At 63.5% G+C, this 375-nt stretch carries 1 protein-coding gene; it reads left to right on the top strand.

What is annotated here, in order from left to right:
- A partial coding sequence (locus B4920_RS25940) for an HD-GYP domain-containing protein (protein ID WP_139379651.1) occupies positions 1–375 on the top strand: 375 nt, incomplete at both ends.

The raw sequence follows: 375 nt of genomic DNA, 5'->3' as shown, positions 1-375 counted from the left end.
AGTTGCAGCGCTATCGCCGGGATCTGCAGCAGTGCGAGAAGCATTTCCAGCAGTCCCTGGCCCAGGTGCGCAACCTGATGGGCAAGATCCAGTCCCGCCCCCTCAACGCCATCAATGAGGCCCAGGAGCTGATCAACGCCATGACGGAGCAACTGCTGTCGGTGGACGAGATGGTGCTGCACCTGGTGTCGGGCAGCGAGGATGGCAACAGCCTCCAGTTCCACTCCCTCAACGTCAGCGTGCTCAGCATGCTGCTCGCCCGTGAGTGCAAGTTGCCGGCCGAGGCAATCCGCCAGGTCGGCATGGGGGCCCTGTTCCACGACATCGGCAAGCTGAGGATCCCGAGCCAGATCCTGCGCAAGACGGAGCCGCTGA

It is taken from the genome of Zoogloea sp. LCSB751 (assembly GCF_002028455.1).
Taxonomy (GTDB): domain Bacteria; phylum Pseudomonadota; class Gammaproteobacteria; order Burkholderiales; family Rhodocyclaceae; genus Zoogloea.
Note: the sequence above shows the minus strand (reverse complement) of the source record. Positions and strands in the feature narration are given on the sequence as shown.